Source organism: Staphylococcus sp. GDX8P114P-2, assembly GCF_017892945.1.
Lineage (GTDB): Bacteria > Bacillota > Bacilli > Staphylococcales > Staphylococcaceae > Staphylococcus > Staphylococcus arlettae.
The window spans coordinates 4,829-8,563 of sequence record NZ_JAESMB010000003.1 but is presented as its reverse complement, the minus strand read 5'-3'; the positions used below and the strand labels follow the sequence as shown (position 1 = coordinate 8,563).

Genomic DNA, 3,735 nt, shown 5'->3' with positions numbered 1-3,735 from the left:
AAGTAACAAATGCTAAACATGAAGCAAAAAACAGAATACCATAAGCAAGAATATGAGCGTGAGAGCCAAAAATTAAGCCATATACAACAAAAAAGCAGTGAGTTGATAGAACAATACCAAAAATCATTAGAAACGCTTAAAAAGCCTTTAAACGTCCAATATGAACATGAAACTGAAAAAGTAGGTGGATTGTTCAACAAAGAAATACAAGAAACAGGGAATGTTGTAATAAGCCAAGAAGAATTTAATAACTTTCAGAAACAAATACAAGCAGCACAAACGATTACAGAAGATTATGAGTATATTAAGTCAGATAAAGCTCTGAATGACCTAAAAAACGAAAATAGTAAGCTTAGAGAAGAAAACAAGGATATGTCTGAAACTTTAGCAAGAGCAAATGAGTTTATAAAAGACCTCAAAAAACACCTTGATAATGCGCTTAATGTTATTAAAGTTATTAGAGAGATTTTTGAGAAGTTAGAGCAAGCTATTGGTAGAAATAAATATAGAAATTTAATGAATGATGTGAGTAGAGATAATGCTCCTATGATAAAGGCAATACAAATGTTTGATAAACAAATACACCCTGAAGAATATCAAGAAGAAAAGAATACGCAAAAACGTGATAGGGGTAGAGGTAGATAAATAAAAACGCCACTCTAAAAATAGAATGGCGTTCAAAATCTTAAAAGAATTGTTTTAAGTATATCTAATTTAATTATACCCACGTTTATGCCGAGAAAACTTTTTGTCTTAAAGAGTCCTTAACTTAGACTTAAAGCGACAGCGGTCGATAGCGTCAGCTATTAACCCGACCGACTGACAGCTTTTAGGATTGTTAAGGACGCAAACTTTAAGACCAAAAGGAAATTGGAATAAAAAAATAAATTGAGTTAATGGTTTAGGTTTTAGGGCTAACTTCACGAAGTGATCTGTTAGCCCTGTTTTTGTATTTTGGCTTAGAATTTATCAAATTTAGTTGGAAAAAGGGGGACTACTACGCCCCCCCCTTTTAAGTGCCGAGTGCCAATTCCGAGATTGTGAAGTGTTTAGACCTTTAATGCCAATGGATTCAACGATTTTTCACAAAGCTACATTTAGGCTACATTTTAGGGACTTTATGAGTTATTGTATAGAAATCTCTAGACATATATGTATAAATGGAATAAAATAAACTTAATAATAGTTAGAAATGGGGAGTAAAAATGGTTCGTACAAAAGTAGGTATAACTTTAACTGAAGATACTTTGAAAAGACTTGAAGAAATTGCAGAACAAATGGGTTTAACTAAATCTCAGGCTATTTCTATGTTGGTTAATAAAGAATATTTGAGTAAGTATCAAGACAAAGATAAAGTATTTAAGGCATAAAAAAATGACTTGATCTAATTAGGAACTAATTAGACCAAGTCATTTGATAGTGTTATATTAATAACAAAATAAAAAAAAGAAGTCGCTCACGCCCTGACCAAAGTTTGTGAACGACAAAACCGTAATAAAATATAAGAATTATGTTTTATTAATTTGTATATCTAGATATTAAACGATTTAAGTTTATTCTTCAAGATATATATTTGGGTGAGCGACTTCTTAAACAAAATTAAGGAGTCGATTTTTTATGAGTAAAAAAGAACAAGAAATCTATTCAAAACAAGTTACATCAGGGGAAGTGCAAAATTACTCCTTAACCGGCTACTCTAATAGCCGGTTAAGTGGTAATTTTTTTACCACCCCTCAACCAGAATTAAGTTTTGATGCTATGACAATCGTTGGGAATTTGAACAAAGCCAATGCTAAAAAGCTGTCTGATTTTATGAGTATTGAGCCACAAATAAGACTTTGGGATATACTTCAAACAAAGTTTAAAGCTAAAGCACTTAACGAAAAAGTTTATATCGAATATGACAAAGTAAAAGCAGATAGTTGGGATAGACGTAATATGCGTGTTGAATTTAATCCTAATAAACTCACACATGAAGAAATGCTTTGGTTAAAACAAAACATTATCGACTACATGGAAGATGACGGTTTTACAAGATTAGATTTAGCTTTTGATTTTGAAGATGATTTGAGCGACTATTACGCAATGACTGATAAAGCAGTTAAGAAAACTATATTTTATGGTCGTAATGGTAAACCAGAAACAAAATACTTTGGGGTACGTGATAGCGATAGATTTATTAGAATTTATAATAAAAAACAGGAACGTAAGGATAATGCAGATATTGAAGTTATTTCAGAACATCTATGGCGTATAGAAATTGAATTGAAACGAGACATGGTTGATTATTGGAATGATTGTTTTAATGATTTACATATTTTAAAACCTGATTGGACAACACCAGAAAAAGTAAAAGAGCAAGCAATGATTTATTTGTTACTGAATGAAGAAGGCACATGGGGAAAACTTGAAAGGCATGCTAAATATAAATACAAGCAATTAATTAAAGAAATATCTCCAATTGATTTAACTGAATTAATGAAATCGACTTTAAAAGCTAACGAAAAACAATTGCAAAAGCAGATTGATTTTTGGCAACGTGAATTTAGATTTTGGAAATAATATTTAAAGATGAGAGGAGTCAATAATGGAGGAACCAAATAAGCAAATTGATAATGTTTTAATAGAATTGAAACGATTGTTTTCAAAAGATTTATTAGGAGTCTATTTATATGGTTCTTATGTTAAAGGGGGTTTAAAAAAAGATAGTGATGTTGATTTTCTAGTGATAATAAATAGAGATATGACTAAAGAAGAAAAAAGAATATTAATTTCGAAAATTATGCCTATCTCTAAAGAAATTGGTGAAGATACAAGTTTAAAATATATAGAATTAACTGTGCTTAATTATCATGAAAATGAAAATTGGTCTTATCCACCTATTGAAGAGTTTATCTATGGGGAATGGCTTAGAGGAGATTATTTAAATTATTTTATTCCAGAAAAGAATAATAACATTGATTTAACAATATTATTATATCAAGCCAAGCTTTCTTCAATATCAATTTATGGCGAAAATAATATTAATAACTTAATTCCTGATGTTCCATTTATTGATTTACAAAAAGCTATAAAGGAAAGTTCTAAAGAATTGATAAAAGATTTTTATGGTGATGAAACAAATGTTATTTTAACCCTTTGTCGTATGATCGTAACTTATGAAACAGGTAAGTTTTATTCAAAAGATTTAGCTGGCAGTATGATAATAGAAAATTTAGCAATTGAAGAAAATAATTTAATAAGTTTAGCTATTTCTAGTTATAAAAATGGTAATAGCGTTGATTGGGAACTTTTTCCTGTTAAGAGTGTCATTAAAAAACTTTATGCTTATTTGAATTATAAATTATGATAATAGCTTTTGTAATATTTACAATATCCAGTATTCCTTAAATTTTGAAAAAGAAAGTAAGTAGTTGAATATGTTGTTTTAGTTTTGATCTTTATGTTTAACAACCACTATTTTTGGTTGCTGATGTTTTGATTTTGAATTTGGTTTTGAACTTATGGACTGATTTATTCAGTCCATTTTTTGTGCAGGCACAAAAACATGTTTTAGCCTCGCAGAGCATACGGTTTAACGACTTATTGAAAAATAAGTCTAGTATGTTAGACTTAAAGTATTAAATTACTTAACTAACCTTATTGTTGAGGAGTGAATTATATATGTCGTATTCAATTATTAGAGTTTCAAAAGTTAAAACAGGAACAAATACAACAGGCATACAAAAACATGTT

At 29.4% G+C, this 3,735-nt stretch carries 3 protein-coding genes and 1 pseudogene; all 4 read left to right on the top strand.

Annotated elements, in window-relative coordinates; all coding sequences use genetic code 11:
* Positions 1–6: 6 nt before the first annotated feature.
* Positions 7–645 (top strand): annotated as a pseudogene (locus KA845_RS01300) (MobV family relaxase); the annotation flags it as partial.
* Between the two features lie 560 nt (positions 646–1,205).
* Entirely contained in the window at positions 1,206–1,370 is a 165-nt protein-coding gene (locus KA845_RS01295; protein WP_107510999.1) for a ribbon-helix-helix domain-containing protein, read from the top strand.
* A 247-nt stretch (positions 1,371–1,617) separates the two neighbouring features.
* Complete coding sequence (locus KA845_RS01290) at positions 1,618–2,562, top strand: replication initiation factor domain-containing protein (protein WP_204172033.1); 945 nt, start codon at positions 1,618–1,620, stop codon at positions 2,560–2,562.
* Between the two features lie 25 nt (positions 2,563–2,587).
* Positions 2,588–3,349, top strand: a complete 762-nt coding sequence (ant(9), locus tag KA845_RS01285) for an aminoglycoside nucleotidyltransferase ANT(9) (protein WP_208182380.1) — start codon at positions 2,588–2,590, stop codon at positions 3,347–3,349.
* The last annotated feature ends 386 nt before the right edge of the window (positions 3,350–3,735 follow it).

Coding starts and splice junctions, on each gene's coding strand:
- KA845_RS01290 (WP_204172033.1), top strand. CDS start 1,618: ATGAGTAAAAAAGAACAAGAAATCTATTCAAAACAAGTTACATCAGGG.
- KA845_RS01295 (WP_107510999.1), top strand. CDS start 1,206: ATGGTTCGTACAAAAGTAGGTATAACTTTAACTGAAGATACTTTGAAA.